Here is a 26,522-nt window from a genome sequence, read left to right on the forward strand (position 1 = left end):
ACTTCATCTTATCACCCGTAAGCGTCAAAACCAAACCTCTGGCTGGCGAAAAAGGATAAAAGAGGGGTTTTTCCTATCGAAATGGTCGTATTCTTTTCCATTACCAAAAAGGTTTTAGTATAATCAATACAGACGGCCCTCCATTTAGGATTGGCCGGCGGTCAGCAGGGTAATTACATAATGGAATAATGAATGAATCAGAGGAGGAATTTCGGACCATGAAACACGTGCAGGACACAACGACACTTTATAACGGAGTCAAAATGCCTTGGCTGGGTTTTGGTGTATTCAAAGTTAAAGATGGAGAAGAAGTGGTTGAAGCCGTCAAAACGGCTATCCAGGCAGGTTATCGCAGTATCGATACAGCGAAAGCGTATAACAACGAAACCGGTGTAGCTCAGGGTATTCGTGAATCCGGAATCGCCCGCGAGGATCTGTTCATTACCACCAAAGTGTGGAACGGGGACCAAGGCTACGAATCCACACTGGCGGCTTTTGAAGCAAGCATGGAACGACTCGAACTGGAATATCTGGACCTCTATCTGATCCACTGGCCTGTCAAAGGCAAGTATAAGGATACCTGGAGAGCGCTGGAGAAGCTGCATAAGGAAGGACGCATCCGCGCCATTGGGGTGAGTAACTTCCAGATTCACCATCTGGAGGACCTGATGACCGATGCCACCATTAAACCTGCTGTGAATCAGGTGGAACTGCATCCGCTATTGATTCAAACGGAGCTACGGGAGTATTGCAGCAAACATCAGATCCAGATTGAAGCCTGGTCTCCACTGGGTCAGGGACATCTGCTGGAGCATCCGCTTCTTCAGGACATCGCTGCCAAATACAGCAAGTCACCGGCACAGGTCATTCTGCGTTGGGATCTGCAAAATGGCATTGTGACCATACCTAAATCCGTTACACCACAGCGCATTCGCGATAATGCGGACCTGTATGATTTTGAGTTGACCACGGAAGAAATCGAGCGCATCAATCAATTGAACGAAAATAAGCGCTTTGGTTCCGATCCGGACAATTTTAACTTCTAACCTCAATATATAATCAAGCTAGAAAACATCAAAAAATCCCGATCTGGACGCACACGCACCTGGATCGGGATTTTGCTTATTCATTTATAGTTATATTAGCCTTTGGAAACCAGTTTGAAATCATCAAAATGGAAACCTGGTGCTACAACACACGTTACCAGTACAGGCTCATCACCCAGCGGACGTGCTGTTTGCCATACTCCGGCTGGAACGAGTACCTGCGGCGATTGCCCCGCAGCAATATCCATACCCAACACGAGCACTTCTTCATTTTCGGGGTTTTCCCCGTTGCCGCCCAATTTCAATTCTACTGGACTGCCGCTATGCCACAACCAAAGCTCATCGGACAAAACGGTATGCCATTCCGAGACTTCATGGGAGTGCAGCAGGAAGTACGTCGAACTTGCCGAGAATCGAGGGCCTGAGTATGTATCCGGCAGTACGGATTGTGGAATTTGGTACGATGCCTTCCATTCTTCCTTATACCAACCACCTTCAACGTGCGGCTGCATATTCAATGCAGCAACGAGTGGCGATAATTCATGTGTCGTCATATTCTGTTTCCTTCCTTCCAAATCGAATTGGAGACACCCCTATCCAGAGGTTAGTCTCACTCCCCCTACTGTAAAACATGAATAGACTTTTGTCACCTTTACAGCATATATAAGCTTGCCGAAAATCATTCCACCCGTATGCTATTCATTTCGTCTGGTCGGACCCCTATTCAAATGATAGCGTTTACAACAAACTGGATTTTCCGTTATGATATGGATATTAACCGTAAATCAGCTGGCGCAGAGGGGAGACGTGTTATGAGTGTTATAGAGGATCGGATTGGACCCAAATATCGAATTGGCGAGAGTTCATTCACCATTGAACACATGAGCAGACACGAAGGGAACGCCATGCCACAGCCTCACGCCCACCCTTTTTATGAACTGTATTATCTGCTTGAAGGAGAACGCGTCTATTCCATGAATGGTCAGCTTCTTACCGCCCGCAAAGGTGATTTGATCCTGATCAATCCCCATGATGTACATACGACGTCCAAAGGAAGTATTCCCGGCTTTGAGCGAATCCTGATCGGATTCTCGCCTTCTTTTGCCACCGGGATGGAGCTTGGAATATGTGGTCTGCTTCCCTTCGATCGTTCAAGGCTGCTGCACTTTCCTGATGCGGAACAGCCCGAGATCGAACGAATGTTATGGCAGATGCTGCAAGAATGCAGGGAGCGCCGACCTCATTATGACATCGTGGTGAGAAGCCTGCTTGCCCAGATCCTGATTCAGATCCACCGGGTTGAAGAAGATACTCGGCAATCCTCTCCGGTCCCGCATCATCCCATGCAGGATAAGATCAGTGAGATCGTCACTTATGTAAACAATCATTATACCGAGCCCCTTACGTTGGAAGAGGCCGCAGCGCGATTTTATATCAGTCCATCCTATTTGAGCCGGATGTTCAGCCGTTTTACCGGATTTCGCTTCAGCGAATATTTACGTGTTACCCGGGTTCGGGAGGCACAGAGACGTTTACTCTCCACTCAGGAACGGGTGCAAATGATTGCGGAGAAGGTCGGATTTGAGCATACAGCCCATTTTAATAAAACGTTTAAACAGGTGACCGGGACCACGCCGCTTCGCTATCGCAAAGAACATCGATAGATCTTGGAAGCGCCTGGGGAAGCCGGACACCTGTCATATGACATCCTATCATGACACCGCGCGCCAGGAGATGCCCGCGGTGATATGCTAAGCGTATACTAAGTTGAACCCTTCTTACCTGCGGATAATTACACCACTTCTTACCTCAGGACCAATGGAGATTTGGCGTCCCTCTGTATCTGCATCACTTTCCCGGCATACGATTCCTGCCGATTCATGTCCTGTCACCATCAGAAGCCGACCGTCCGCGCCTACACCCTCAATCGCTTCCAGTTCCGCACCCTTACACTGATGCAAATGAATTAACGATCCATCGGTAATATGTGCGTTCATTTCGGCGATTCGCAGGTGCTTCGCATGAGCGCATTGCACCCCATTACGAGCCGTCACCGTATATCCCTGAATGACCAAACCATCCAGAGGCATTTCCGGCAGTCCACTCACCAATAACGCGGTTTCCGCTCCTGCACAGACCACATCCGATATCCGAATATCCCGGAACACCGGAGTCTCCTCACTGACCTCCTGAGTCAAGTCGCTACCACGAGCGGAACCCTCCTGATTGGCATAGAAAAAGGAAAACGAAATAGCTTCCATAATGATATCTTTCATATAAATGCGCTCCACCTGAATATCCTCAACGACCCCGCCGCGCCCACGCGCGCTTTTAAAGCGAAGCCCAATATCCGTTCCAATAAACGTACAGTCCGAGACCCGGACATGCCGCACACCACCAGACATTTCACTGCCAATAACAAAACCGCCATGACCGTGATACACGGTGCAATTGCGAATCGTAATATATTCCGAGGGCAGACCGAGTTCACGACCTTCTGCATCCTTGCCGGATTTCAGGCAGATCGCATCATCACCAACATCGAATACACTCTGCTCCACAACGACATGACGGCAGGATTCGATGTCCAGCCCATCACCATTCTGAGAAAACCATGGATTCCGCACACTCACGTTACGAATCGTGACATGCTCGGATGCCCAGGGGTGCAGATTCCATGCAGGCGAGTTCTGGAACGTCGGTCCGTCCAAAAGCACTCGTTTACATTGACGCAAGCTGACCATGTTAGGACGCAAAAAGTCTCTGACTTCGTCATAAGCAGCCACATCACACACTTGCTCCAGATGCAGACGATTCGCAATCGCACCGCCTTCAAGAGCAGAAGTCGAGGGCCACCAAATGGCTTCGTCTCCGCCAGTCTGCTCCACCACACCGCCCGAAGAAACCAGTCGATTCCACTGCGAGGCCGTCATCTTGGATCGTTTCACCGGACGCCATGCCTCTCCACCGCCATCCCAAATCCCCTCACCCGTGATCGCAATATCCTCCAACTGCTCACCATCAATAGGCGACTGACACCGCACTGCCTGCCAACCTTCGAAGCTGGACGCAATCAGGGGATATTGATCGAAATTACGGCTGAACGTAACCAGAGCACCCGCCTGAACATGAAGCTCAATTCGACTGCGGAGAACAATCGGACCCGTTAACCAAACACCCGCCGGAATGACAATTCGGCCACCGCCCGCTTCTGCACAAGCTGCTATAGCCAGTCGAAACATCTCGGTATTATCGGTCAAGCCATCCCCTACCGCACCATAATCCGTAATCTGAAAATCCCGTGCAGGGATGACAGGTAAACTCACTTCATAAGCTTTCGTATGGGATTCAACACCTTCTCCTGTACCCAGTGGGGAGTAATATGTATTCATCGTTCAGAACATCCTCTCTACCTATAATTGGATCGGACTGTTTTTAATATTGCATTACTTACTGGAAAGCGCATTCTCGCTCCATCATATCAATGCCATAGGGCATAAGGTTGAGCTTTTTTGCCATGTACGATTCAGAATTTGATGTTATTTGTTTTTATGATCAGAGTCATAAAGTAAACATCCCTTCCAGTATACTCTATACATCTATTCCAATGGTTGTAAAACAACTAGGAGAATGGATTCATTTTTCTGTCAGGATTCGTCACAAAGAGGCTAGCAATATAACAAATATATAACATAATTACTGGCTATAGCCCTATAAAACCCATTACTTATGTCATGTTTTATCACAAACCAATTGCCTTCAGCAGGATGAGTATGTATGATTAAATAACTAGTTTCAATTTATTCCTTATTATTCCTTTTACAAACAGACGTTGCAGAAAGGATGGGGTCTCTTGATTGAATTTAGGGGTGTTCAGAAGCATTTTGGCCATTTTCATGTCCTCAAAGATATTCATCTTCACATTGAAGAAGGAGAAGTCGTTGTCATTATCGGCCCTTCCGGCTCAGGCAAAAGTACATTGCTCCGCTGCATCAATCGTCTGGAGACGATTACCGAAGGTGAACTTGTCGTCAGTGGTGTCCCTTTACATCAGAAAAAGGTGGACATCAACCTCTTCCGCCGTGACATCGGCATGGTATTTCAACACTTCAATCTCTACCCTCACAAAAAAGTCATCGATAACATTACCCTTGCACCCATGAAGGTGCGTAAACAGCCCAAAGCACAGGCAGCCTCTACGGCGATGAAGTATTTGACCCGGGTTGGCATTGCCGACAAGGCAGACAGTTATCCTTCCCAGTTGTCCGGTGGACAACAGCAGCGAGTAGCCATTGCAAGAGGTCTTGCCATGGAGCCCAAAATCATGCTTTTTGACGAACCCACTTCTGCACTAGATCCCGAAATGATCGGGGAAGTTCTGGATGTCATGCGGTCTCTTGCACATAACGGGATGACAATGGTCGTTGTTACACATGAGATGGGATTCGCCCGCGAGGTCGCAGACCGAGTCATCTTTATGGATGAAGGCCGAATTGTGGAAGAAGCCTCCGCCGCTGAATTTTTCGACAACCCGAGAGAAGAACGGGCCAAGCAATTTCTGAGTCGTCTGATTCACCACTGAGAATAATCCATTTTGAAAGGGGTCTTTACCAAATGAAAAATGTATTAAAGTGGCCGTCGTTTATGCTTGTCTTGATTCTATCCCTTGTCTTGTCCGGTTGTAGCACTGGAGAGGAAAGTAGCAACAGCGGTGGTTCTGGTGGGAGTACCGAAGCCAAAGGCACAATTGAACAGATTAAAGAGCGTGGCAAGCTCATTGCCGGCGTGAAATACGACACCAAATTGTTCGGTTTGAAGGACCCCGCAAGTGGCGAAGTCGAAGGATTCGATATTGATATCGCCAAGGCACTCGCCAAACAGATTCTTGGAGACGAAACGAAGGTAGAACTGAAGGAAGTAACATCCAAAACGCGCATTCCGATGCTGCAAAACGGCGACATTGATCTCATCATCGCAACGATGACGATTACGGATGAACGCAAGGAACAGGTGGATTTCAGCGATGTCTATTTTGAAGCCGGGCAGTCCCTGCTTGTGAAAAACGACAGCGCAATTACAGGTCTCGAAAGTCTCAGCGGTGTGAAGGTACTTGCCGTCAAAGGCTCGACTTCTGCGCAAAACATTCGCGAAAAAGCCCCGGACGCCGAGGTGCTGGAATTCGATAACTATCAGGATGCCTTCACAGCCCTCAAAGCGGGTAAAGGCGAAGCTCTGACGACCGATAACATCATCCTGATCGGCATGCAGCAGACGGATAACAACTACAAGCTGGTTGGTGGCAATTTTACGAGTGAACCTTACGGCATAGCAATTCGTAAAGGCGACACAGCCTTCGTCGAAGAAGTAAACAGCCTGCTCAAAAACCTGAAGGACAGCGGTGAATATGATACGTTGCACGAAAAATGGCTGGGCAGCAAGCCAGAGTAACCCGATTAATGATGGTTAAGCGGCGACTTCGCCTGTGATATGCAATACATGAGCAGACGCAATCGCCGCTTCTACATCTGGAGAACGGAGGCTTCGCCTACATGGGCAAATTGGACTTCAGCGTACTGATCAAACATTCGGATCGATTTCTGGAAGGGTTCCTCAACACCATTCAGGTGAGCATCATGGCCTTGATTGGCAGCTTTATTCTGGGTGCAATCTTGGCTATCTTTCGGATATCCCCCATCAAACCGCTCAACTGGATCGGCACGGCTTTTGTGGAGTTTATCCGTAACATCCCGCTGCTGCTTGTCGTGTTCTTCTTCTATCTCGGATTGCCGGCACTCGGCATTTCACTGGATGGATTCATCTCGGGTACACTCGGTCTGACCATCTATACGGCTGCTTTCATTGCCGAAGCGATTCGAGCGGGTATTCAGACGGTCCCTCGCGGGCAGTTAGAGGCTGCGAGATCTTCCGGTCTGTCCTACGTACAGGCCATGAACCTGATCATTTTGCCACAAGCGATCAAGATTGTATTGCCGTCCCTTGGCAACCAGTTTATCAATCTGGTCAAAAACTCATCCATCCTTGCGGTCGTGGCTGGCATGGATCTGATGTATTTTGCCGATCTGATCAACTCGGATACGTTCCTGCCGCTCAGCGTCTACACCATTGTTGCACTGTTCTACCTGGTGTTGACTTTGCCGCTCAGCTTCCTGGTTCACTATATGGAACGCCGTTTTGGACAAAGTGATGCTGACGCCAGCCGTACCAAAGGCAAACCAAAAAAGACCAAACCAACGGGCCAGGTCACCATGTAAAACAGACATCCACTCTAAATCTTGTCCTACTCACAGAAGGAGGCCGATGATCCATGGACTTTAGCGGGGCCTACGCCTGGCCCAACCTTCGTTTCCTGCTGCACGGATTCCTGATCACTCTGCAAGTGGCAGGTTTGTCGATTATATTCAGCTTTGTACTCGGCACCGTGCTCGGTACCGTTCGATACACCCGAATTCCGGTCCTGTCTCAGATTGTAGCCGTCATTGTGGATACGATCCGCAATCTGCCGCTGCTGCTGATCATTTTCTTCATTCATATCGTACTTCCCCAGCTCGGGATCAAAATGTCCGTCTTCTGGTCCACGGTTGTTGGACTAAGTCTGTTTGAAGGCGCCATGATCGCAGAGATTGTCCGCAGCGGACTCAAATCGATCGAACGCGGACAGGTGGAAGCCGCCCGCTCCTCCGGCCTGAGCTATATGCAGACACTTGGCGGCATCATCATGCCCCAGGCTTTGCGGCGCATGTCGCCACCGATGGTGAGTCAGTTCATCTCTTTGCTGAAGGATACTTCACTAGCGATCATCATCTCCCTGCCGGAGCTGATGCACAATGTGCAGATCCTCGGGGGTCAAAGCTTCGATTACGTCATCCCTGCCCTGCTGCTCGCAGCCGTATTGTACTTCGTCATCAACTACACGTTGTCCATTGTGGCACGGCGGCTTGAAGCACGAATGACTTGATGATCTGATGACCGATGCTTCCATTACAACCCAAAGAAGACTCCAGCTCCACTTCAATAGTGGTTTTGGAGTCTTTTTTGGATTTCATGATAGTCTACTTGCACAGGAATCATTCCTCATATCGCTGCTCCGTTACGGCGTAGTTCCTTTTGCAGCACCGCTACCGGTAGCTCCAACGGATCTAGCTTCATCTGAACAGCTAAAGCAGCGGCTGTTCCCGCCGCCTGCCCCGTAGCCATGCAGCTTGGAGTCAGCCTTGTCGTTGCGTGGGCCTCATGTGTGGTGGAGATGCAACGTCCTGCCGCCAGCAGATTGCGAATATTTCGGGAAATCAGAGAGCGGTACGGAATATCGTATGCTCCGTCTCCTTCTATAAAAGCCGCTACGACGCCTTGACCGGAGGGATCATGAATATCAATCGGATAGCCACTTCTGGCGATTACATCGTCAAACTTTTTCCCTGCAACCACGTCGTCCTTGGTCAATGCATAGTGTCCGATGATTCGCCTGGATTCACGGATACCGATCTGCGGTGCTACCGCTGAGATCGAAGCCCGCTCGAATCCAGGCACGTCACGCTGCAGAAACTCAGCGATCATCAGCACCTGTTTCCTGCCTTCCTGTTCAGCAGAGGTCAGATCCTCTGCATCTGTAGCATCCAACCCCTGCACCCGGGTGCAGTTAATCAATACTTCATCTTCAGCCGGTCCGGTAAAAAACAATACCTGATCACGATTAATCGGTACACCTGCTTTTTTCCATTGGGAATAGAAGCCGCTCACCCCGGTTAACGGAATACTGTCCAGTTCGGAGAAAGGGGTTTTGGCATAGAAATCCTCCGGGTGCTCCTGCATGTATTGCTTCACTCGTCCAAGGTCCACACCACGCATTCGGAATTTCATGGTCATCGGCTGTGACTGGTGATCGCCATCTCGCCCCTTTGCAACAGAAGCGCCCGCAAGATACGCCGCATCCGCATCACCGCTGGCATCCACGAATACGTTCGCTTGGAGCTCCATTCGACCAGACTTGTTCGTCAGGCGTACCGCTTCTACCCGATCATCCACCATAACCACTTCATCCACGAAGCTGTGCAATAACAACCGGATACCCGCCTCCTGCAGCATCTCCGCCGCAACCACTTGATAGATCGCCGGATGATAGGGCGTAACGGTATGCACAAATCCAACCGTATCACGAAGATGCCCCGGAGAGCCGCCGCGCGCCTGCAGTCGGTCAACGATTTCCTGGGCGATACCCCGAATCACCTGTTCACCACTCTCCGTATGGAAGGTCATCCAAGGGTAGACCATGGCAGCAGTCGACATTCCACCAACGAACCCGTACCGCTCCACCAGCACTGTTCGAACACCTTGTCGTCCAGCAGCAATGGCTGCTGCTATTCCCGCCGGACCTCCTCCCACAATAACCACATCCGCTTCTTCCTTTTTCATACTCATACTTATCCGTTCACTCAAGTTATCACTCCTTCCGTTCTATTACATGGACTACTCTTTCAGTCCTGTCATAGCAACTCCCTCAATGAAGCGCCGTTGTGCCAGGAAAAAGACAATCAGAAGTGGCAGGGTCGCCATGACGGTGGCACTCATCAGATATTGCCAGGCTGTACCCACTTCATCCGTGAACAGGGATAACCCAAGCGGAAGCGTCATCAGTTCTCGCGAGTTAATGAAAATCAACGGATCGAAAAACTCATTCCAGATTGTCACAAAAGTAAAGATCGTCAGCGTAGCCATACCGGGCTTGGCAATTGGGAGCATAATTCGCGCATAGATCCGGAAGCGGTTGCAGCCGTCAATCATCGCCGCTTCCTCCAGCTCGGTGGGTACCGTAATGAAGAACTGCCGCATCACAAAGATGCCAAACACACCGCCCGCCCCAAAGATCGGCAATAAAATCAGCGGAAGATGTGTATCAATCCACCCCAGCTGCCGCATGAACAGAAACATCGGGATTGCCGTCACCTCATGGGGAATCATCATCGCACTCAGCAGGATGAGAAATACCACATTACGTCCCTTGAACGGAATTTTGGCAAATGCGTACCCAGCGAGAGATGCAAAGAACACCGTACCCAGCACAACCACAGCAGCAATATATACACTGTTAAAATAAAATCGATGAAACGGAATCAATCGAAAGACATCGATGTAGTTCTGAAATCGGAAGGTATCCGGTATCCACTGTGGTGGATAGGTAAATATGCTCTGAGGTTCCTTGAATGACGTCGATATCATCCAGATAAATGGAACAATCATGATCAGCGAGATCAGTGTCAGCAGCAAATACGTCCCAAGGGCACTCCATGTCTTACGAACCGAAGGATTAGGCATCGCCTTCATTGAACACCCACCTCTTTCGAAGCTGCCATTGCAGCAGCGTCAGAATTAGCACGATAAAAAACAGCACATAGGCAAGCGAAGAGGCGTAGCCGAACTGAAATAATTTGAATGCTTTTTCCCAGATGTAATAGACCAATACCTTCGTGCTGTTGCTCGGCCCTCCCTGTGTCATGACGTAGATCTGTCCAAACACCTTAAGCGAGCCAATCACGGTCATGACCATGGTTAGAAACACCGTTGGCGTAATCATGGGCAGCGTGACGTGAAAGAAAGTTCCCCTTCTGCCCGCGCCGTCCAGTGTTGCCGCTTCGTAAAGTGAACGCGGCACCTGCTGAATGGCTGCAATGAACAGCACCATATTCAGCCCCACATTTTTCAGTACACTCGTCACAATAACCGCAGGCATCGCCAGATCCTGATTGTAGAGCCAGGCCGGACCCTTGATGCCTATCATTAACAGAAGCTGATTGATCAGTCCCGACTCTGTCGCATACATCAGCTTCCATACGATGGACCATACAATCAGCGAGGTCATGACCGGAACGAAGATGGCTGTTCGAAAAATTCCGATACCGCGCAAACTTCTGGATAGCAGCAACGCGAGCAGTAGAGCGAGCACAATGTTAAGCGGCACAAGCCCCGCAGTGAAATAGACTGTATTGGCAAGCACCTTCCAGAACATGGCGTCTGTCATCACATTCCGGTAATTCTCCAGTCCAATAAAATGATGATCCCCCAGCAGCGGCCAGTCGGTCAGGCTCATGTATAGCGCCAAACCCATTGGAAACAGCAGCAGCAGGGTGAACCCGAGCACCATCGGTGATACAAACAGCCATCCCGCGATCTGGGCCTCTCTGGCGAGCGGACCTCTTCCTGTACGCTTGCGTGAATGGGTCACAGTCAGGCCCTCCCCTTTATCAAATTTCTTCCCTCTAGTCTGGACGGTTCAGATTGTCCACCGCATTACGGAAGGCGTTAACAGCCCTTCGCAACTGCTCCTCCGCTCTGCCTGTTACGACCGCTCCAAGCATGATCGCCTTGACCCCGGTATCGTGCAGCACCCGAACATCCTCCGGCACCAGCTTACGCTGAGAAGGAACCAATACCGGAATTTGCGCCTGTAAGACCAGACGGCGATACTTGAGCACGTCCGCAAAGCTTAGCGGTGTACCATATTCATTCCCAGGCACAATGGATGCCTCCAGGGCGGTGAAGCCGTAATGAGCCGCTGACGTTACGATTGAAGGTTCATATTCGTCGTTGATCGCAAACGTAGGGTCCAACCCCAGGTCATCCAGCATGAAGGATGGCAAGTGATGTGCATAGATGGAATAAAAGTCAAAACCCAGCCCGGAGAGACGCTCCACGTCCTCCCTCCGTGCTCCATCTATACTACCGGATGGTACGACCCCAAGCGGGCCGCCAAACTCGCTACGGATCGCCTGAAAAACTTCGGCATAGTTGTCCAGTGGACCAAAATGATTCCCGCTGGCGCGATGACCGACATTATAATGCACCTTCAGTGCATCAGCGCCCTCTTCAATTGCTGCCCGGGCCAAAGATAGATCGTTCTCGGGTAAGCTGACCACAAGTGACAGGGATTTCCGATCAAGCAATTCCTTGAATTTGCCCATCATGCTCACCTCCTGTTTCTATAAGATTATTTATTGTTGCAGCACGCTTTGGACCTCTTCCTGCATTTGCTTCAGATTATCCTCGGGTGTCGCTGAACGGGCGAACAGTCGGTCAAATCCCTGCAACACCGCATTGTCGATATCCTGCCAACGGATATGACCTGGAATCAAGCGCGCTTTTGGCATTTCATTAATCACCGCCTGCACAATATGCTCCTTGCTCGGATTATTGGGCTGATTAATGAACGCATCGGAGTTCAGCACAGAGGTACGCGGAGGCACAAAGTAGGTGGCCGTCTCCTGAATGCCCTGCTCGCTGGCAAAATACTTCAACAGCTTCTTGGTTTCCTCCGGATGTTTGCTGTCGTTGAACATGGCATATCCAGCCTGCCCCAGCATCGGTACGCTGCCCTGTGAACCGGAAGGCATGGGAGCGATACTCCACTCAAAATCCGTAATTTCTCTTGCTTTGGAAACATAGCTGTAGTTATCGAAGAACATGCCCACATTGCCAGCATCGAAACTGACCTGCTCGCCTGCTTTTGGATGCGATTCATCGGTGAACATCATGCGCTCCAGCAGTTCAAAGGTCTGTACGCCATAGGCATCGTTCCAGGTGAATTTCGTCATGCCTTCGTCGAACGGGCCGCTGCCATTGGACCAGGAATACGAGGAGAGCACAGCCCAGGTCTTCCAGTCGCGAAAAAAGTTAGCGCCATAGATCCGGTTGGTCGCCTCCTTGCTGGTGATCGCCTTAGCGGACTTCTCGAACTGTTCCCATGTCCATTGCCCTTGGCTGGCAAGTGTATTCGGGTCGGTCAGGCCTGCTTTGTCGAACAGCGTTTTATTGTAGAACATGACCACCGGAGGTGTAGAAAAAGGAAGCCCCAGCAGCTGATCTCCATCACGGAACAAATCCAATGTACTTGGTATATAATCATCCAGCTTGAACTGGGCATCATCCTTGAACTCGGATACATCAGCCAGGATGTGATTGGATTTGAATTGTGGCACCATCCGCTCCGATACCCATGCGATATCTGGGAGAGAGCCGCCAGCGGCAAGCACCGAAATTTTTTGCTGGTATTCTGCGAAAGGAACGGATTCCATCGTCACCTTGATGCCTGGATTTTCCTGCGTGAAGCTATCAATCAGCTTGTTGTATACATCCATATGTGCCTGATTGCCCCACATCATGAATTTCAGCTCAACCTCTCCATTCTCCCCGGCTGCTTGCCCAGGATCACTTCCGGAATTGGAGCTTGTGCACCCGATTGAAGCAATCATCATGAGTAAGAGTATCAATATCAGTCCTGCTTTTTTCATGAAAATCCCCCTTATGGACTTAGTGGTATACATGTGCAACCAAAGTATAACGAAGACATCGCCCGCTCATAAATCACGTCAATTACAGAAATGGTATGGTATTTCAAGAAATGCTGAATCGGTCACGATATTCCCCTGCTGTCCATCCCACCTGCTGCTTGAATACCAGCATGAAGTGCTTGGGACTCTGATGCCCGGATAACCTTGCAACATCATAGATTTTGAGCCCTGTGTTAACCAGCAGCCACTTGGCCCGTTCCATACGAGCCTCAGCGATGTATTCGGAGTAATTGGTTCCTGTTTCGTTCTTGAACAGTTGGCTTAGATAGGTGGGGTTCAGATGAACCAGAGCTGCTATGGTCTGAAGTCGCAGATCCCCATCGGGGTGCTGCTTGATGTGCTCCTTCACATCTCGGATAATCTTCCGCGTATCTCCGCCGGAGTGCTCTGCTTTCCCAGATGGCTCAGTGACTGGAAGGGTTGAAATGCCATACCTGCGATCCAGCAGCAATTGAATTTTTTGGATGCATAATGCCAGTTCATGTCGTTCAATCGGCTTCAGCAGATAGTTCAATACCCCGTATTCCATCGCCCTGCGTGCATATTCAAACTCTCCGTACCCGCTAATGATGATCATCAGCAGTTCAGGGTACATATCTCTTGCTTTGGATGCCAGTGTCAGCCCGTCCATTTCACGCATGCGAATATCCGTGATCAACACATCAGGTACTTCACATCTCAGAAAATCCAGTGCCTCGGCTCCGCTCGAAGCTTCACCTGTTACCTCGAACTGAGGAGCCGCCTGTACAATCAGCTCTCTCAGTCCCTGACGGATGACCGTCTCATCCTCCACAAGCAATACTTTATACATGCGCTTCATTCCCCTTTCGGTTGAAGTTGAATGGATATCGTCACCGCCAGGCCCTGCCCGGGACTGCCATCGACGCTCAGGCCGCTGCCTTCTCCATACATGAGGCGGAGCCTTTGAGAGATATTGTTAAGTCCCAGCCTGTCCCCGGCATGACAACGCAATGCCTCATTGGAAGGCTGCCGAGCAATGGATTCATTTAATTCATCAATCTCCGCCTGAGCCATGCCTTTGCCATTGTCACGCACAATAATCAGCAGCTCATCATCGAATTTCAATGCAGATACCCAGATCACCCCGCCATCCGCCTTCCCTTCAATGCCATGGTAGACAGCGTTCTCCACCAGCGGTTGCAATACCAGCTTAGGAATCAGACACTCTGTAATGGCTTCATCGATGTCATAGATTACCTCCAGCTTGCCGTCATAACGTACTTGTTGAATGCGTACATAGGATTGTACAAAAGCCAGTTCTTCCTGAAGCGGAACCCTCCGGTCCACCTTATCAATCGTATAACGCAGCAGCTTGCCAAGTGCCGTCACCATATCAGACACCTCAGCGTGCTTCTGGCGGACCGCCATCATGTTGATGGACTCCAATGTGTTGTATATAAAATGGGGATTAATCTGGCTCTGTAATGCTGACAACTCCGCCTCTCGCTCTTGAATGCCCAACAGAAATACCTCGTTGAATAGTCGATTGATCTCTTCCATCATTCGGTTAAAACCCCGGCTAATCTGTCCGAACTCATCATTGCTAAAGTGCACTACGCGCTGGCTAAAGTCTCCCTGCTCGACCCGAATCATATTGTGTTTCAATCGAATTAGCGGCCTCGTTATACGGTAGGATAAGAGAACAGCGAGAACTGCTACGGCCGCCATACACAACACAGCGAATCCAAACGTAAACGTGAGCATCTCGCCCGACTCCTTCTGAATAACGGCAATAGGTGTAAGGCTGATCACCGAAAGTCCTGAATAGCTGGAATGGTGCTGTACGTAGAGATAGGGCTTCCCCTCAAGGACAACCTTCTGGTTGCCTGCGTATCCTTGAAGCTGGCCATGTTTTAACAGTTGGTCGTATGCGGACAGACCTCCGGCTGAGGTGCGTTCGAACAGGAGACGCTGCGTGCTGTCGACAATCATCAGGCTCGCATTTTGCTCAAAATTCAGATTGGATAAGAGTTGGCCGAAGGCTTCCAGCCGGATGTCGATCAGAATGTAACCCAGTCGCTGGAGTGTACCCGGATCACGAATCTCACGGGCAACCGATATATACGGCTCTTCACGACTGCCCGTGTAATAGCTTGGTTCGTGTGGAGGAAGCAGACGCCATTCCCCTTCCGAGCCGTTAAGCTCTGCAAACCAGTCATCCTGCCTGCTGTCCCATACCGGATTCACTGCCAGCGAATCCAGATTGGAGAACAAAATGCCGCTGTTGCTGATCAGATGCATGCCACGGATTTCCGGTCGGTCATACGCTTGACCGGACGTGTAGAGCTTCATTTTCAGATAATCATCGGACCGCGCCCATGTACCCGATCCCATCGGAGCATTGTATTTGCCCAGAATGCCAAGCACCATCTGATCATAGAGCGGCAAGAGCGACAAACGTTCGAAGTCCTTGAGCAGCCGATTCAGATTAGTATTAATCTGGCGAACAATATCAATGGTGAACTGCTCCGTCTTGCGATCAATCGTCTGCGAGAAATGCAGGTAATTCACCACTCCCTGCAAGCTTAGCGGCAGCAAGGTCAACGCCAGGAACAACAGAAGCAGCTTGGTGCGCAGATTTATATTTCTTCCGAAATAACCTAGTACCTTGTCCATCATTCCGTTCATCCCTCCCTCTCCCGATCATTGTATGAGCCCCCTTCACAGATCAATCTGAATATAACTGGGGTCATCATATTCAGTTTTAATGATCGTTGGCTATCCTGCCAACCATGGGATTGGTACGGAATTTCAAGATTGAAGCGCAGGTTTCGACGAAACGCAAAAAAGCCGACTGTATGGCTACAGTCGACTACTCTTCTATTGCATAGAAAAACCGACTGCATTATGCAATCGGCTGTCTATTCATAAAGTGTTTATTATATTTGAAGCGATTATATTCATTAATTAACTCGTCCAATACCATCGATTGTTGAAGGACTTTGTAGTCTTGCATGCCATGATATTCCGCCAAACGACTTAACTCATGCCTGTTCTGTTCGATTTGGTCTCTAATCTGCTTCGGTTCTCTCACAGCATGCACCCCCTCTTTTTAAAACATTTTAGGATACATTGCCAAAAAATTCATATTTTATTCCTTTGCAAAATAAAATGTTTTCTTACATAACAATACTTTCATAACATAGCATTTTGCATTAATCCGTGAAAATCGTCACATCTACAGCATATAGATATATTCCACTCACAATAAACTACATATCGTACTCATGAGAAAATGGGAGTCCCTTTACGCAAAGACTAAAGACAGAAACACATTATAAATTATGTTCCAATCGTATGCTGTACTTTGCTCGCTCTGGAGCGGATTAGAATCCCTGCTACACGCACCAAAACCATAGCTGCGGTCATTAATATAAATGCAGGGCCGATATTCTGAAGATCCAATTGATGCTCATTTGCATACTGGTATGCTTGCTGCGGATGATGCGTAATCCATTCCACCGGAATGATGCGTAGCAGGAATGCCACCGCCCAGACAACCACACTACCTATCCCCACTCGGGTATACCACTTACCTGCCGTCGCATCGAATTCCATACGCGTTATTCCCAGCACAATCATTCCGAACAATGCCCCTACAATCACGGCCACCAACAAAAACAGCACATTATTGCCTGTAAGAGTCATGTCTTTAAGGAATTTGACTGCATAATAACCCATAATAACGAAAGGCAGCAATAAACGATAATAACGTACTGGCTTTCGTCCAATTGAAGTGAATACTAAAACCGCAAACATGATGATCATCTGAACCCACATGCTCGTCGTCATACGTTGTTCCCCCTGTAATTTGCTTGATTTGATGCTTTAAGCATAGCAGGGAGAACACCGCTCTAGCGTCCACAACTGGGTTGATAAGTAGGTCCACCTATAGGTGGATTACAGAGGAAGATAAGAGCGTTAACAAATTAGTGTTTCTCTCTTAGTCGAATATATTTATTAATCAGTTCATCCAGCACCATAGACTGCTTGAGAACTTTATCATCATGCATGCCATGTTTCTCCACCAACCGACGCAAATGTTGCCGATTCTGCTCGATTTGATCTTTGATCTGCTTGATTTCTCTCACAGCATGCACCCCTTTTTCAACCTATTTTAGGGTACATTTATCTAAAAATTCATAATGGAATGCTTTGCAAAATTTTTGTATTAGATCTTTTAGTAGAGGTCGTTATATTGAGCAAGATTAGATCTCAGTAGTTATACACTTTTAATTCTAATTCCAAAATTTTGTGAGCTCTGGCCTTCTATTAACCTATTGTATTGTTCTTCCTGTTGGTTCGTTACATGCCTTCTGAATTTACCATATAAATCAATAGATTTAATAGACATTAGGTCATCGTTACTTGATGATGAGAGTTCCAGGCTCGTGAGTAACGTGTCAATCCCCGTTGCGTATCTTTGTTGGTTGAGCCTGTACTTCGCTAACTCATAATAAAAACATATATATCTATAATTCAACATTTGCATATTGTACGTCCCTTTTAAATGTATATCCGTGTTGAATTGTTTAATATAAGGATCGAATCTATCCAATGCAGAATCAATATCCAGTGAGTGCCGGTTAGCTGCTTGCACAATATTCACGAATGCTATTAAAATCTCATGTGGATTAGCATCAAGGTAATTCAGATAAGGTTCAATAACCTCATGGTTCCCATTCATCAAATGGTATAAATACCGATTTCCCTCCGCCCATCCTTTGAAACGTTCTATTAATTCTTGCTCTTCTTCTGTTGGATTAGAGATTTCAATAACAGTCACGTAAACATCTGTATATTCCAGAGCTTTTTCATATTGCTTACGCGCTTCACAGACACTTGCCTTCAATAAATTCGCATATGCTTTATACGTAAATATGGGGTAAAAGGCGGTTCTTTTTCTATTTTTCCGTCTTCGAGATTGAAGTTCAAGTTGAAAATCAACTTTTCGTTCCAGTTCCTCTGCCAGATCATAAACCTTATCCCAGAGATGTATTGTACTATAAACATTCGCCAAGTCTTTAATAGCATCCAGTTGTATTTCTTCATCCAATTTCTCAATATAAGGTTCCAATTGGGCTGCTGCAGCCAGATTATCGAATTTACTCATTGTTTTATGAAGCAAAAAAATACGGTACTGGCATAACGCCAACCGTTCCGAGTGCTGATATTTCTCACCTGCGGCTACGCATCCATATAAAATAAGCGCCGCTTCATTCATTTCTTTGAAATATAGATTTTCTGCCATTTGAAACAGTTCTGAAATATAGGATCGATCATCTGTAACCTGATAGACTACCTTTTTAATACAGCCTAGCTTGTTAAGTTCAGCGCAGCGATACAGGAACGGTTCCAAACGCCTCCAATGAGGTGCGGCTTCCACAAAACATTCCACACTGTACATCTCGTAGAAGTATCCCTTCTCCAACCCCATACCAGATGTGATTTGATCCAACTGATTCATAGCTAGAGGTCTGCTGCCCTTGAGGATAGCACTTAATGTGCCAACGTTGACACCTGTGACATCTGAGAATTGCTGTAGTTTATATCCTCTTTCTCTTATGTGATTCTCTATATATGTGCGTATCGTAGGTGCAAGTTTCAATTCTCCCACCCCCATCAACCAAACTAACTTAAGATTCATCAATACTTAATAAATGTAATTTTAATCCTGAATTTTACAATGGTCAATCTGCGCAAAAAAGGCTTATTTCCGATCTCGGAAATAAACCATTTTAAAAGCTGATAATTCACTACTTAAATACTATAACGTACCACCACCATGTGTAGTGGTAAGCGATGTTACAAAAGGGATCCCATGATCAAATGAACCTAACTGGGTGACATTAACGACTAGCAAACTAAGCAAGATGAAATAAACGATTTTCTTTTTTATCATAATTACGCTCTACCTCCATCATTATCATTTTATACTGTTGTGCATGATCTGGAGTAGATATGTGTCTATATCTCTCATATAACGCTACACAATGTATAGTCTCTTTATGGTTATTAATTTTAACTGCTTCGTTCAAACAATATAAAAGTTGATTCATACCCTCAGAGTACTGACCACGATTGAGGTGATAAACACTTTGTCCAAATAAAAATGTGATATAGATATCCGACTTGACCTGATCGGTATAATCTTTTAATTGATCAATTTCCGAATAGATTTGGACACTAAATTTATGGAGTATTTCATTGATATCTTGGTCAAAATTATTAGCCACTTTCAAAATATTAGTCATAGCAGGAAGCACATCTGATTCGTTAATTTCAATAAAATCAACGTATGCTGGCAAAATACTCAGATCACCCATCATTAATTTATAGACATACGTGTTCGCTTCTGCCCAAAACTTAAACTTAGATATATATAACCGATCTTCTTCGTTAGAATTATGAATATCCACTACATCTGTATATACCCCTGTATAATAAAGCGCATCTTCATACTTTCCCTGCCCCTCACAAGCAGCAGATTTAAGTAGATTTGAGTATGCTATATATACAAATAATGGGTATGCGGTTAACCGCTCACTTTTATCCGTTTTTTTCTTTGTGTATAATTGTAAAATTTTAGTTTTCTGATCCAACTCATCAGAAAGGGAAAATAACTTGTCCCAATATCTCAAAGCCAAATATGTATTCGCCAGATCCTTGATCGCATCCAGTTGCCGCTCTTCATCCAGCCTATTAATATATGGCTCGAAGTGCACGGCTGCCCTGAGATTTTCATGCTGATCTTGACCCAGAGATAGTGTGAAAATACGATACTGACACAATGCGAGACGTTCCGAATGTTGGTACTTCTCACACTCCGCAACGCATTCATATAACATGCGGGCCGCTTTCTTTTGTCCTCGTTCAAGCATGCCTTCTGCCATCTCAAATAATTCGGAAATATAGGAGCGGTCATCCGTCACTTGCTGGATTACCCTCTGAATACATTCGAGCTTGTCCAGCTCGGCGCAACGTTGCAGAAAAGGTTCCAGTCTTCTCCAATGTGGTGCAGACTCCACAAAACACTCAGCGCCGTAAATTTCGTAGAAATGGCCTTCTTCCAGCTTCATGCCTTTGGTAATCAAATCCAGTTGAGCCATGGCGATTGGCCGCGTTCCTTTGATGATCGCACTTAACGTTCCAGCGTTCACACCCGATATATCGGCAAAGTATTGCAGAGTATAGCCCTGTTTCCTGATGTAGTCCTCAATAAAGGAGCGTATCGTAGTTGTAGGTTCCATGTCTCCCACCTCCACAATGAAAATCCATAAATTTGAATTTATATGATATGCACAATTTTAATCCTAAATTTTACAGCGGTCAATAAAAATCGTGGCAATTTCCTGCCCATTTGTCTAGGTTTGAGCGGCTTTAATCCGCCTTATAGAAAAAATCCATTAGAAGAATGCATGGCAACATGGTAAAGTTAGTTTTAGCTTGAATATCCTACTATTTCCATAGGATTAGACAACCCAGTGATTTTCCAATCCAATCCAAGGGGATGGTTAGATGAAATTTGCCTTATTTAGTCTCATGATGAATCTTCCAAATGCCGTAACTGGTGAATCACTAACAACACAACAGAAGTTCCACAATATTTTGGAACAAGCCAAGCTGGCCGAACGGCTGGGGTTCGATGCATATGGGATCGGTGAGCGGCATGGCGCACCTTTTCTGTCTTCCTCACCTCCCGTTGTGCTGACCGCCGTCGCTGCTGCGACTTCACGTATCCGGTTGCTAACAACGGTCACTGTTCTTAGTATACTTGATCCGGTACGGGTTGCCGAGGATTATGCCACGCTGGATCAATTATCGGGCGGACGGCTGGAGATGATCATCGGGAAAGGCAATGATCCTCGGCACTATCCCCTGTTTGGCATTAGCGAGGAGGAACAATGGGATTCACTCGGTGAACGCTACGAACTGCTGAAACGGCTGTGGACTGAAGAGAATGTAACCTGGCAGGGAACGTATCGCCCTCCCCTTCAAGAGGTTACTACTCAGCCGAGACCGCTTCAGCAATCCATTCCGATCTGGCATGGAAGCGCATCGAGCACCCGCTCTACCGAGCTTGCAGCTAAGTATGGCGAACCGATATTTAGCTCGAATTCCTTCCACCCGCAGGCAAAATACAAAGCGTTAATTGACCATTACCGGGAGCGTCTCGATTATTATGGTCATGATGCGAAACGAGCGGTGGTTGGCTCCGGGGCAGGCAGCCTATACCTCGCGAATACACGCGAAGAGGCGATCCGTCGTTATACGCCTTATTATGAGGCATTTCATGCTACGGCCGCTGCGCAGCACAACCAGTCACCCTTTAAGGACCTGGAGGATAACATTGCGCATGGTCCTGTACTGATTGGTAGTCCAGAGCAAGTCATTGAGAAGATCCTCAATTACCATGCCGCATATGGACATCAGGTACTGAGTATCAGCGTGGATGGACTCAGCCATGCAGAGCAGCTGGAGCAGGTAGAACGCTTTGCCCAGGATGTAGCGCCGGTGTTACGACGCGAAATACCCAGTTTCATATGGAACGAGCCCCCGCTCTTGAACGAGTCTCTTCCTTCTTCCACTTCGCATTCTCCTGATTCATGGCCCCCAGCCATCTCACCGATCTTCCAGGTATAGTTCTCAGTTCTCCACACAATCCCCATTCATCCACAAGCCTTTATGTATCCAGGGTGATTCTTAAGAATCGCCCTATCCCTCCCCCAAGATGTCTTTCTCTATGATCCAGATTTAATACCCTCAAACAAGGAGATCAACGAACGCTGCACGAATTCAGTATCTATCGCTTCGCCAGTCACCAGCATGCGATAGAACATCGCTCCATAGACGAGGTCTATGCACAGTCCGATGTCACAATCCTTTTTCAACTGTCCCCGTTCTATACCTTTTTCAAAAATCCCCCACGCTTCGCGCCGACGAGGCTGAATGTATCTGGTTCGGTATTCTGCTGCAAGCCCTGGATCAGACTGTCCCTCTCCGACAATCTGTGTGATCACTTTTCCTTCCCGGCTGCTCAAAAAAACAACCAGATTGCTCGCATGAATGCGCACATCCTCAAATACCGATCCTGTATCCGGTACAGGCAATCTTGCCTTTGCCGCAGACATGTACCCATCCATAATGACAGCACCTTTATTTGGCCACCATTTATATATCGTTGCTTTGCTCACCTTAGCACGTTCAGCAATTTTTTCGATCGTAATCGCTCCGAATCCGTGTTCCAGTAATAATTCATAGGAAGCTGCAAGAATCGCATTCTGGGTTTCCACATTGCGGGGACGCCCTCTTTTGGCTGTCATCATAAGCCCTCCTTGGTGTAACCAATGCATCTGTAATTCATAAAAACTATACGTTCATTATACTAAAACACCGATACATTAAACAATTTCGTTCTTACCTTACTTCGACATAAAAAAAGTTCCCACGCCTATTTACAATACTAAACGTTTAGTTTATTATATGCTTACGATTAGTAAACGCACCGTTTAGTAATTAACAATTTCAATACAAGTTCACTTTAATAAAAAATAATTTGAGAACATGTGGAGGGTGATACTCATGGATATGCAAACTGATGTGAAATCAAATTCAGTTTCCAGTTGGTTGATTTTACTTTTGGCTGCGGCGTGCGGGCTGATTGCGGCAAACCTGTATTATGCACAGACGGTTATAGGACCAATCGGCGTGACAACAGGGCTTTCCTCTGCTGCTGCGGGACTGATTGTGACGTTAACACAGATCGGTTATGTTATTGGCCTGCTGTTTATCGTTCCGCTCAGTGACATTCTGGAGAATAAGCGACTGGTAACTTTTTTCCTCATCATTCTAGTCGTTGCATTGATTGCCGCTGCCTTCTCTTCCCATGCCGTATTATTTCTGACTGCTTCCCTCGTCATCGGGATCAGTTCAGTCGTTGCGCAAATTCTGGTTCCCTACGCCACCTACCTCACTTCTGAGGAGCAACGCGGACGGGTTGTCGGCAACGTGATGAGTGGTCTACTGCTGGGCATCATGCTGGCTCGGCCAGTCGCAAGTTTTATTACAAGCCTGCTCGGCTGGCAAGCGGTCTTTGTCTTCTCGGCAATCATTATCGTATTGCTTACATTGCTCCTATCACGTGCACTTCCTGCACGTCAGCCACAACCTGCGATGAAGTACGGACAATTAATTCTGTCATTGGGCTCCCTGCTCAAAACATTTCCCATGCTCCGCCGCCGAGCCCTCTATCAGGCCAGCCTGTTTGGCGCTTTCAGCTTGTTCTGGACCACAGTTCCCTTGCAGCTCGCCAATGAGTATGGCATGTCCCAGCAAGGAATTGCCTGGTTTGCACTGGCTGGTGTTGGGGGTGCCATCGCAGCACCTATTGCCGGAAGATGGGCGGATAAAGGTTTAACCCGTATATTAACCGGACTCGCCATGGTCATCGCGGCTGCATCTTTTGGGCTTGCCTATCTGTTCCAGGGTCACTCTACCGCTACCCTTATTTTGCTTGTGGTCGTTGCCATCACGCTGGATATGGCGGTTTCGGGTAATTTGGTGCTGGGACAGCGCATTATCTATTCGTTGAGCGAAGCAAGAGGACGCGTAAACGGGATATTTATGTCGATCTTTTTTGTAGGGGGCGCAATTGGATCATCTCTTGGCAGCTGGTCCTACGCACATGGAGGTTGGAGTCTCACCACACTGATTGGTCTGTTGATGCCTCTACTGGCACTCGTATACTACTTAACGGAAAAGAAAGTTACCGTCGTCAGTAACCCGTAACCATCCTTCCATATGTAAACAAAACAAAGGGCAGAGTGATCTTGAGGATCAGCTTCTGCCCTTTTCTTGCTACATTCACACCAACACAGTCAAATGTGCATTGGCATCGTACTCGACCAACTGCTGCCCCGAACGCAATTTTTGCACCAGATCGGGATTGGCGATAAACGGTCTGCCGAACGCTGCCAAATCAATGCTCCGATCTTGCACTGCCTGCTCTGCGGTTGTTGCCTCAAGATCCCCTACGCCAATGATGATTCCATCCCACTGCTGGCGAATCGCTTCATGGAAATTGTGCTCCCCATCCCAGACTGTGGTGTATCGATCTGTTGAAGGATGCAAGATTGTAATACCTGTCTCGCGGAACAGATTCAGATAGGCGTTCAGCACTCCAGCCTTGTCTGACCAGACATAGGAAGGGTCATCATCTTTTTTCTCGGAAAATCGTACCGAGATGCGATCCACACTGATCTCTTTTTGGACTGCAATAATGATCTCCTTCAGAAAACGCAATCGTCCCTGGATATCGCCTCCGTATTCGTCTGTTCTGTGGTTCGTCTTCTCATTAATGAACTGGTCGATCAGATAACCATGTGCTGCATGCAGCTCAATTCCGTCGAATCCAGCCAGTACCGCATTGCGGGCAGCCGTTTGAAATTGTTGAATGCTATCCTTGATATCCTGCGCACTCATGGCTTGAGGTATCTGATATGACTTATGCAATTTATGAACTCTTCCTTGAGCCGGGATGCTTGAAGGTGCCAGTGGCAGGGTACCGATCAGATCGGAGTGAGACAGCCTGCCCACATGCCACAACTGAGCGATGATGGTTCCTCCGTGTTTATGGACGGCATTCGTTACCTTTTTCCATGAAGCGGTCTGTTCAGCCGTATATAATCCGGGGATACCGTAGGTTCCTTTGCCTGCCAGCGAGGGATTAATCCCCTCTGTAATGATCAACCCTACGCCATCCCTGGCACGTCGCTCGTAATACGCCACCATCTCTTCCGTCGCAGTCCCATCCTGATAATTGGCAAACCCTCGGGTAAGAGGTGCCATCACTAATCTGTTTCTCAAATGCCATTCGTTGATCGTCACCGGACTCAGTAATGTAGACATATTTCTCATCACAACTCCTTCTCCATTGTCAGCGTTTTGCATGATTCCATTGCTCTGTAAAAGCTGTTGATAACGATATTGTAAGCCGGCATATATATATCGTAAAATGATTGAAATATATAGTTGTATCTCTCATAGAGATACCTAACACTTCACTTTACTTCATTTCATTACAACTCAGGAGGCCAGAGCCATGGAACTCTCGGATATCGATATTATTCTCGCGGTGGCAAGGTCCGGCAAAATCTCACAGGCCGCCAAAGAATTGAATTATGCACAATCCAACGTCACCACACGCATCAAAAAACTGGAACAGGAATATCAGGTTCAGTTGTTTAACCGTTTTCCCAAAGGGGTGGTACTGACTTCCAAAGGAGAACAATTTATCCAGTATGCAACACGCATCCGTGACCTGTTAAACGATCTAGAGCAGGATATGACTGATCCCGGTGAGCCTTCAGGCACGTTAAAAATCGGGATTGTGGAGACGGCAGCATCCAGCCGGTTCATGGAGATTCTCAATGAATACCAAGTGACCTATCCCGAGGTCTCCATCTCGCTTGTGAATGCCACTTCACCCAAAGTGCTGCGCAAGAAAATACAGGAATACGAGATTGATGGTGCCTTTATTAGTGGTGCGTGTGTAAAAGAGGGTCTGAAAGTGGAATATGAAATGCAGGACACGGTGCATATCATCTCCAAAAGGATGGACGTTCCACCCGAAAGCCTGTGTCAGGTTTCGTGGGTCGTTTTCCCAAAAGGCTGCCCATACCGTGAAATTACGGAGGAATATTTGCAGGAAGAAGGTTTGTCTGCTCGCAATATGATTGAAGTCAGCACGATGGATAACCTGCTTAGCTGTGTGGAGTCGGGGATTGCTTTTACCATTATGCCTTGCAGCGTTATTCACAAGAAACCAGATGAGTTCTCTGTATTTGATCTGGCCGAACGATTCACACATACCACAACGACCTTTGTCCGGGGTGAAGATCGATACGTCAGCAGCGCGCTGGATCGATTTGTGAAGCTGCTGAATCAGAAGTGTATTACATTTTGAAATAACATTGCGTTGCTCTCGGGTTATAAGAATTTTTAATGTTAGCCGAGCCATACGATAAACGCCTTACAAGAAAATCTTTAAACTCAAAGAGAAGGCAGGCATCCATTGCACTGCACCTCCTCTCTAACA

25 protein-coding genes are annotated in these 26,522 nt (G+C 47.5%); 9 read left to right on the top strand and 16 right to left on the bottom strand.

Features of this window, described 5'->3' with window-relative positions:
• Positions 1 to 218 precede the first annotated feature (218 nt).
• On the top strand, positions 219 to 1,046 hold the full coding sequence (locus tag BUA17_RS21780; protein ID WP_063566266.1) for an aldo/keto reductase: 828 nt from the start codon (positions 219 to 221) through the stop codon (positions 1,044 to 1,046).
• Between the two features lie 95 nt (positions 1,047 to 1,141).
• On the opposite strand, the gene BUA17_RS21785 is transcribed toward BUA17_RS21780, so the two are convergent.
• Positions 1,142 to 1,600: a cupin domain-containing protein gene (locus tag BUA17_RS21785; protein ID WP_063566267.1), complete on the bottom strand. Its 459-nt coding sequence runs from the start codon at positions 1,598 to 1,600 to the stop codon at positions 1,142 to 1,144.
• Positions 1,601 to 1,858: 258 nt separating this feature from the next.
• Between BUA17_RS21785 and BUA17_RS21790 the strand changes: the two genes are divergently transcribed.
• Positions 1,859 to 2,710: a helix-turn-helix transcriptional regulator gene (locus tag BUA17_RS21790; protein ID WP_064642722.1), complete on the top strand. Its 852-nt coding sequence runs from the start codon at positions 1,859 to 1,861 to the stop codon at positions 2,708 to 2,710.
• A 114-nt stretch (positions 2,711 to 2,824) separates the two neighbouring features.
• Here BUA17_RS21790 and BUA17_RS21795 read toward each other — a convergent pair whose 3' ends face one another.
• Positions 2,825 to 4,438, bottom strand: coding sequence for a glycoside hydrolase family 28 protein (locus tag BUA17_RS21795; RefSeq protein WP_072734961.1), 1,614 nt, complete (start codon positions 4,436 to 4,438; stop codon positions 2,825 to 2,827).
• Between the two features lie 461 nt (positions 4,439 to 4,899).
• Between BUA17_RS21795 and BUA17_RS21800 the strand changes: the two genes are divergently transcribed.
• The 4 genes from BUA17_RS21800 to BUA17_RS21815 all read left to right on the top strand — a co-directional run bounded on the left by BUA17_RS21800 (position 4,900) and on the right by BUA17_RS21815 (position 8,022).
• Positions 4,900 to 5,628, top strand: a complete 729-nt coding sequence (locus BUA17_RS21800) for an amino acid ABC transporter ATP-binding protein (protein WP_076290684.1) — start codon at positions 4,900 to 4,902, stop codon at positions 5,626 to 5,628.
• A 32-nt stretch (positions 5,629 to 5,660) separates the two neighbouring features.
• Positions 5,661 to 6,494 carry an ABC transporter substrate-binding protein gene (locus tag BUA17_RS21805; protein ID WP_063566271.1) on the top strand — a complete coding sequence of 278 codons (834 nt, stop codon included), beginning with the start codon at positions 5,661 to 5,663 and terminating at the stop codon, positions 6,492 to 6,494.
• 101 nt (positions 6,495 to 6,595) lie between these two features.
• A complete protein-coding gene (locus tag BUA17_RS21810; RefSeq protein WP_063566272.1) occupies positions 6,596 to 7,318 on the top strand; it encodes an amino acid ABC transporter permease in 723 nt (240 codons plus the stop codon).
• A 53-nt stretch (positions 7,319 to 7,371) separates the two neighbouring features.
• Positions 7,372 to 8,022 (top strand): amino acid ABC transporter permease, encoded by a 651-nt coding sequence (locus BUA17_RS21815; protein WP_072734962.1) that lies wholly within the window; start codon positions 7,372 to 7,374, stop codon positions 8,020 to 8,022.
• A gap of 116 nt (positions 8,023 to 8,138) precedes the next feature.
• On the opposite strand, the gene BUA17_RS21820 is transcribed toward BUA17_RS21815, so the two are convergent.
• The 12 genes from BUA17_RS21820 to BUA17_RS21875 form a co-directional block, all read right to left on the bottom strand.
• Complete coding sequence (locus BUA17_RS21820) at positions 8,139 to 9,476, bottom strand: FAD-dependent oxidoreductase (RefSeq protein ID WP_072735018.1); 1,338 nt, start codon at positions 9,474 to 9,476, stop codon at positions 8,139 to 8,141.
• 54 nt (positions 9,477 to 9,530) lie between these two features.
• A complete protein-coding gene (locus tag BUA17_RS21825) occupies positions 9,531 to 10,385 on the bottom strand; it encodes a carbohydrate ABC transporter permease (RefSeq protein ID WP_063566274.1) in 855 nt (284 codons plus the stop codon).
• Positions 10,369 to 11,283 (bottom strand): carbohydrate ABC transporter permease, encoded by a 915-nt coding sequence (locus tag BUA17_RS21830; protein WP_079695868.1) that lies wholly within the window; start codon positions 11,281 to 11,283, stop codon positions 10,369 to 10,371. Before BUA17_RS21830 ends, BUA17_RS21825 begins: the two co-directional genes overlap by 17 nt.
• A gap of 34 nt (positions 11,284 to 11,317) precedes the next feature.
• Positions 11,318 to 12,022, bottom strand: a complete 705-nt coding sequence (locus tag BUA17_RS21835; RefSeq protein WP_072734963.1) for a beta/alpha barrel domain-containing protein — start codon at positions 12,020 to 12,022, stop codon at positions 11,318 to 11,320.
• Positions 12,023 to 12,049: 27 nt separating this feature from the next.
• A complete protein-coding gene (locus BUA17_RS21840; protein ID WP_072734964.1) occupies positions 12,050 to 13,345 on the bottom strand; it encodes an ABC transporter substrate-binding protein in 1,296 nt (431 codons plus the stop codon).
• 103 nt (positions 13,346 to 13,448) lie between these two features.
• On the bottom strand, positions 13,449 to 14,216 hold the full coding sequence (locus BUA17_RS21845; RefSeq protein ID WP_072734965.1) for a response regulator transcription factor: 768 nt from the start codon (positions 14,214 to 14,216) through the stop codon (positions 13,449 to 13,451).
• A gap of 5 nt (positions 14,217 to 14,221) precedes the next feature.
• On the bottom strand, positions 14,222 to 16,054 hold the full coding sequence (locus BUA17_RS21850; RefSeq protein ID WP_083584814.1) for a cache domain-containing sensor histidine kinase: 1,833 nt from the start codon (positions 16,052 to 16,054) through the stop codon (positions 14,222 to 14,224).
• Between the two features lie 217 nt (positions 16,055 to 16,271).
• Entirely contained in the window at positions 16,272 to 16,460 is a 189-nt protein-coding gene (locus tag BUA17_RS21855; RefSeq protein WP_063566279.1) for an aspartyl-phosphate phosphatase Spo0E family protein, read from the bottom strand.
• A gap of 248 nt (positions 16,461 to 16,708) precedes the next feature.
• Positions 16,709 to 17,218, bottom strand: coding sequence for a DUF1453 family protein (locus BUA17_RS21860; RefSeq protein ID WP_072734966.1), 510 nt, complete (start codon positions 17,216 to 17,218; stop codon positions 16,709 to 16,711).
• A 137-nt stretch (positions 17,219 to 17,355) separates the two neighbouring features.
• Positions 17,356 to 17,517: an aspartyl-phosphate phosphatase Spo0E family protein gene (locus BUA17_RS21865; protein ID WP_139295711.1), complete on the bottom strand. Its 162-nt coding sequence runs from the start codon at positions 17,515 to 17,517 to the stop codon at positions 17,356 to 17,358.
• Between the two features lie 131 nt (positions 17,518 to 17,648).
• Entirely contained in the window at positions 17,649 to 19,034 is a 1,386-nt protein-coding gene (locus BUA17_RS21870; RefSeq protein ID WP_072734967.1) for a hypothetical protein, read from the bottom strand.
• 256 nt (positions 19,035 to 19,290) lie between these two features.
• Positions 19,291 to 20,676: a helix-turn-helix domain-containing protein gene (locus tag BUA17_RS21875; RefSeq protein ID WP_063566282.1), complete on the bottom strand. Its 1,386-nt coding sequence runs from the start codon at positions 20,674 to 20,676 to the stop codon at positions 19,291 to 19,293.
• Positions 20,677 to 20,944: 268 nt separating this feature from the next.
• On the opposite strand from BUA17_RS21875, the gene BUA17_RS21880 reads away from it, so the two are divergent.
• A complete protein-coding gene (locus BUA17_RS21880) occupies positions 20,945 to 22,069 on the top strand; it encodes an LLM class flavin-dependent oxidoreductase (RefSeq protein WP_072734968.1) in 1,125 nt (374 codons plus the stop codon).
• 98 nt (positions 22,070 to 22,167) lie between these two features.
• On the opposite strand, the gene BUA17_RS21885 is transcribed toward BUA17_RS21880, so the two are convergent.
• The gene (locus BUA17_RS21885) at positions 22,168 to 22,749 is read right to left on the bottom strand and encodes a TetR/AcrR family transcriptional regulator (protein ID WP_072734969.1); all 582 of its coding nucleotides are present in this window, start codon (positions 22,747 to 22,749) and stop codon (positions 22,168 to 22,170) included.
• 259 nt (positions 22,750 to 23,008) lie between these two features.
• On the opposite strand from BUA17_RS21885, the gene BUA17_RS21890 reads away from it, so the two are divergent.
• A complete protein-coding gene (locus BUA17_RS21890) occupies positions 23,009 to 24,214 on the top strand; it encodes an MFS transporter (protein WP_072734970.1) in 1,206 nt (401 codons plus the stop codon).
• 75 nt (positions 24,215 to 24,289) lie between these two features.
• Here the strand turns inward: BUA17_RS21890 and BUA17_RS21895 are convergent, their stop codons facing one another.
• Entirely contained in the window at positions 24,290 to 25,333 is a 1,044-nt protein-coding gene (locus BUA17_RS21895; protein ID WP_244552205.1) for an alkene reductase, read from the bottom strand.
• A 193-nt stretch (positions 25,334 to 25,526) separates the two neighbouring features.
• Here BUA17_RS21895 and BUA17_RS21900 point away from each other — a divergent pair, with 193 nt between their 5' ends.
• On the top strand, positions 25,527 to 26,390 hold the full coding sequence (locus BUA17_RS21900; protein WP_072734972.1) for a LysR family transcriptional regulator: 864 nt from the start codon (positions 25,527 to 25,529) through the stop codon (positions 26,388 to 26,390).
• The last annotated feature ends 132 nt before the right edge of the window (positions 26,391 to 26,522 follow it).

The organism is Paenibacillus sp. ov031, assembly GCF_900143165.1.
Lineage (GTDB): Bacteria > Bacillota > Bacilli > Paenibacillales > Paenibacillaceae > Paenibacillus > Paenibacillus marchantiae.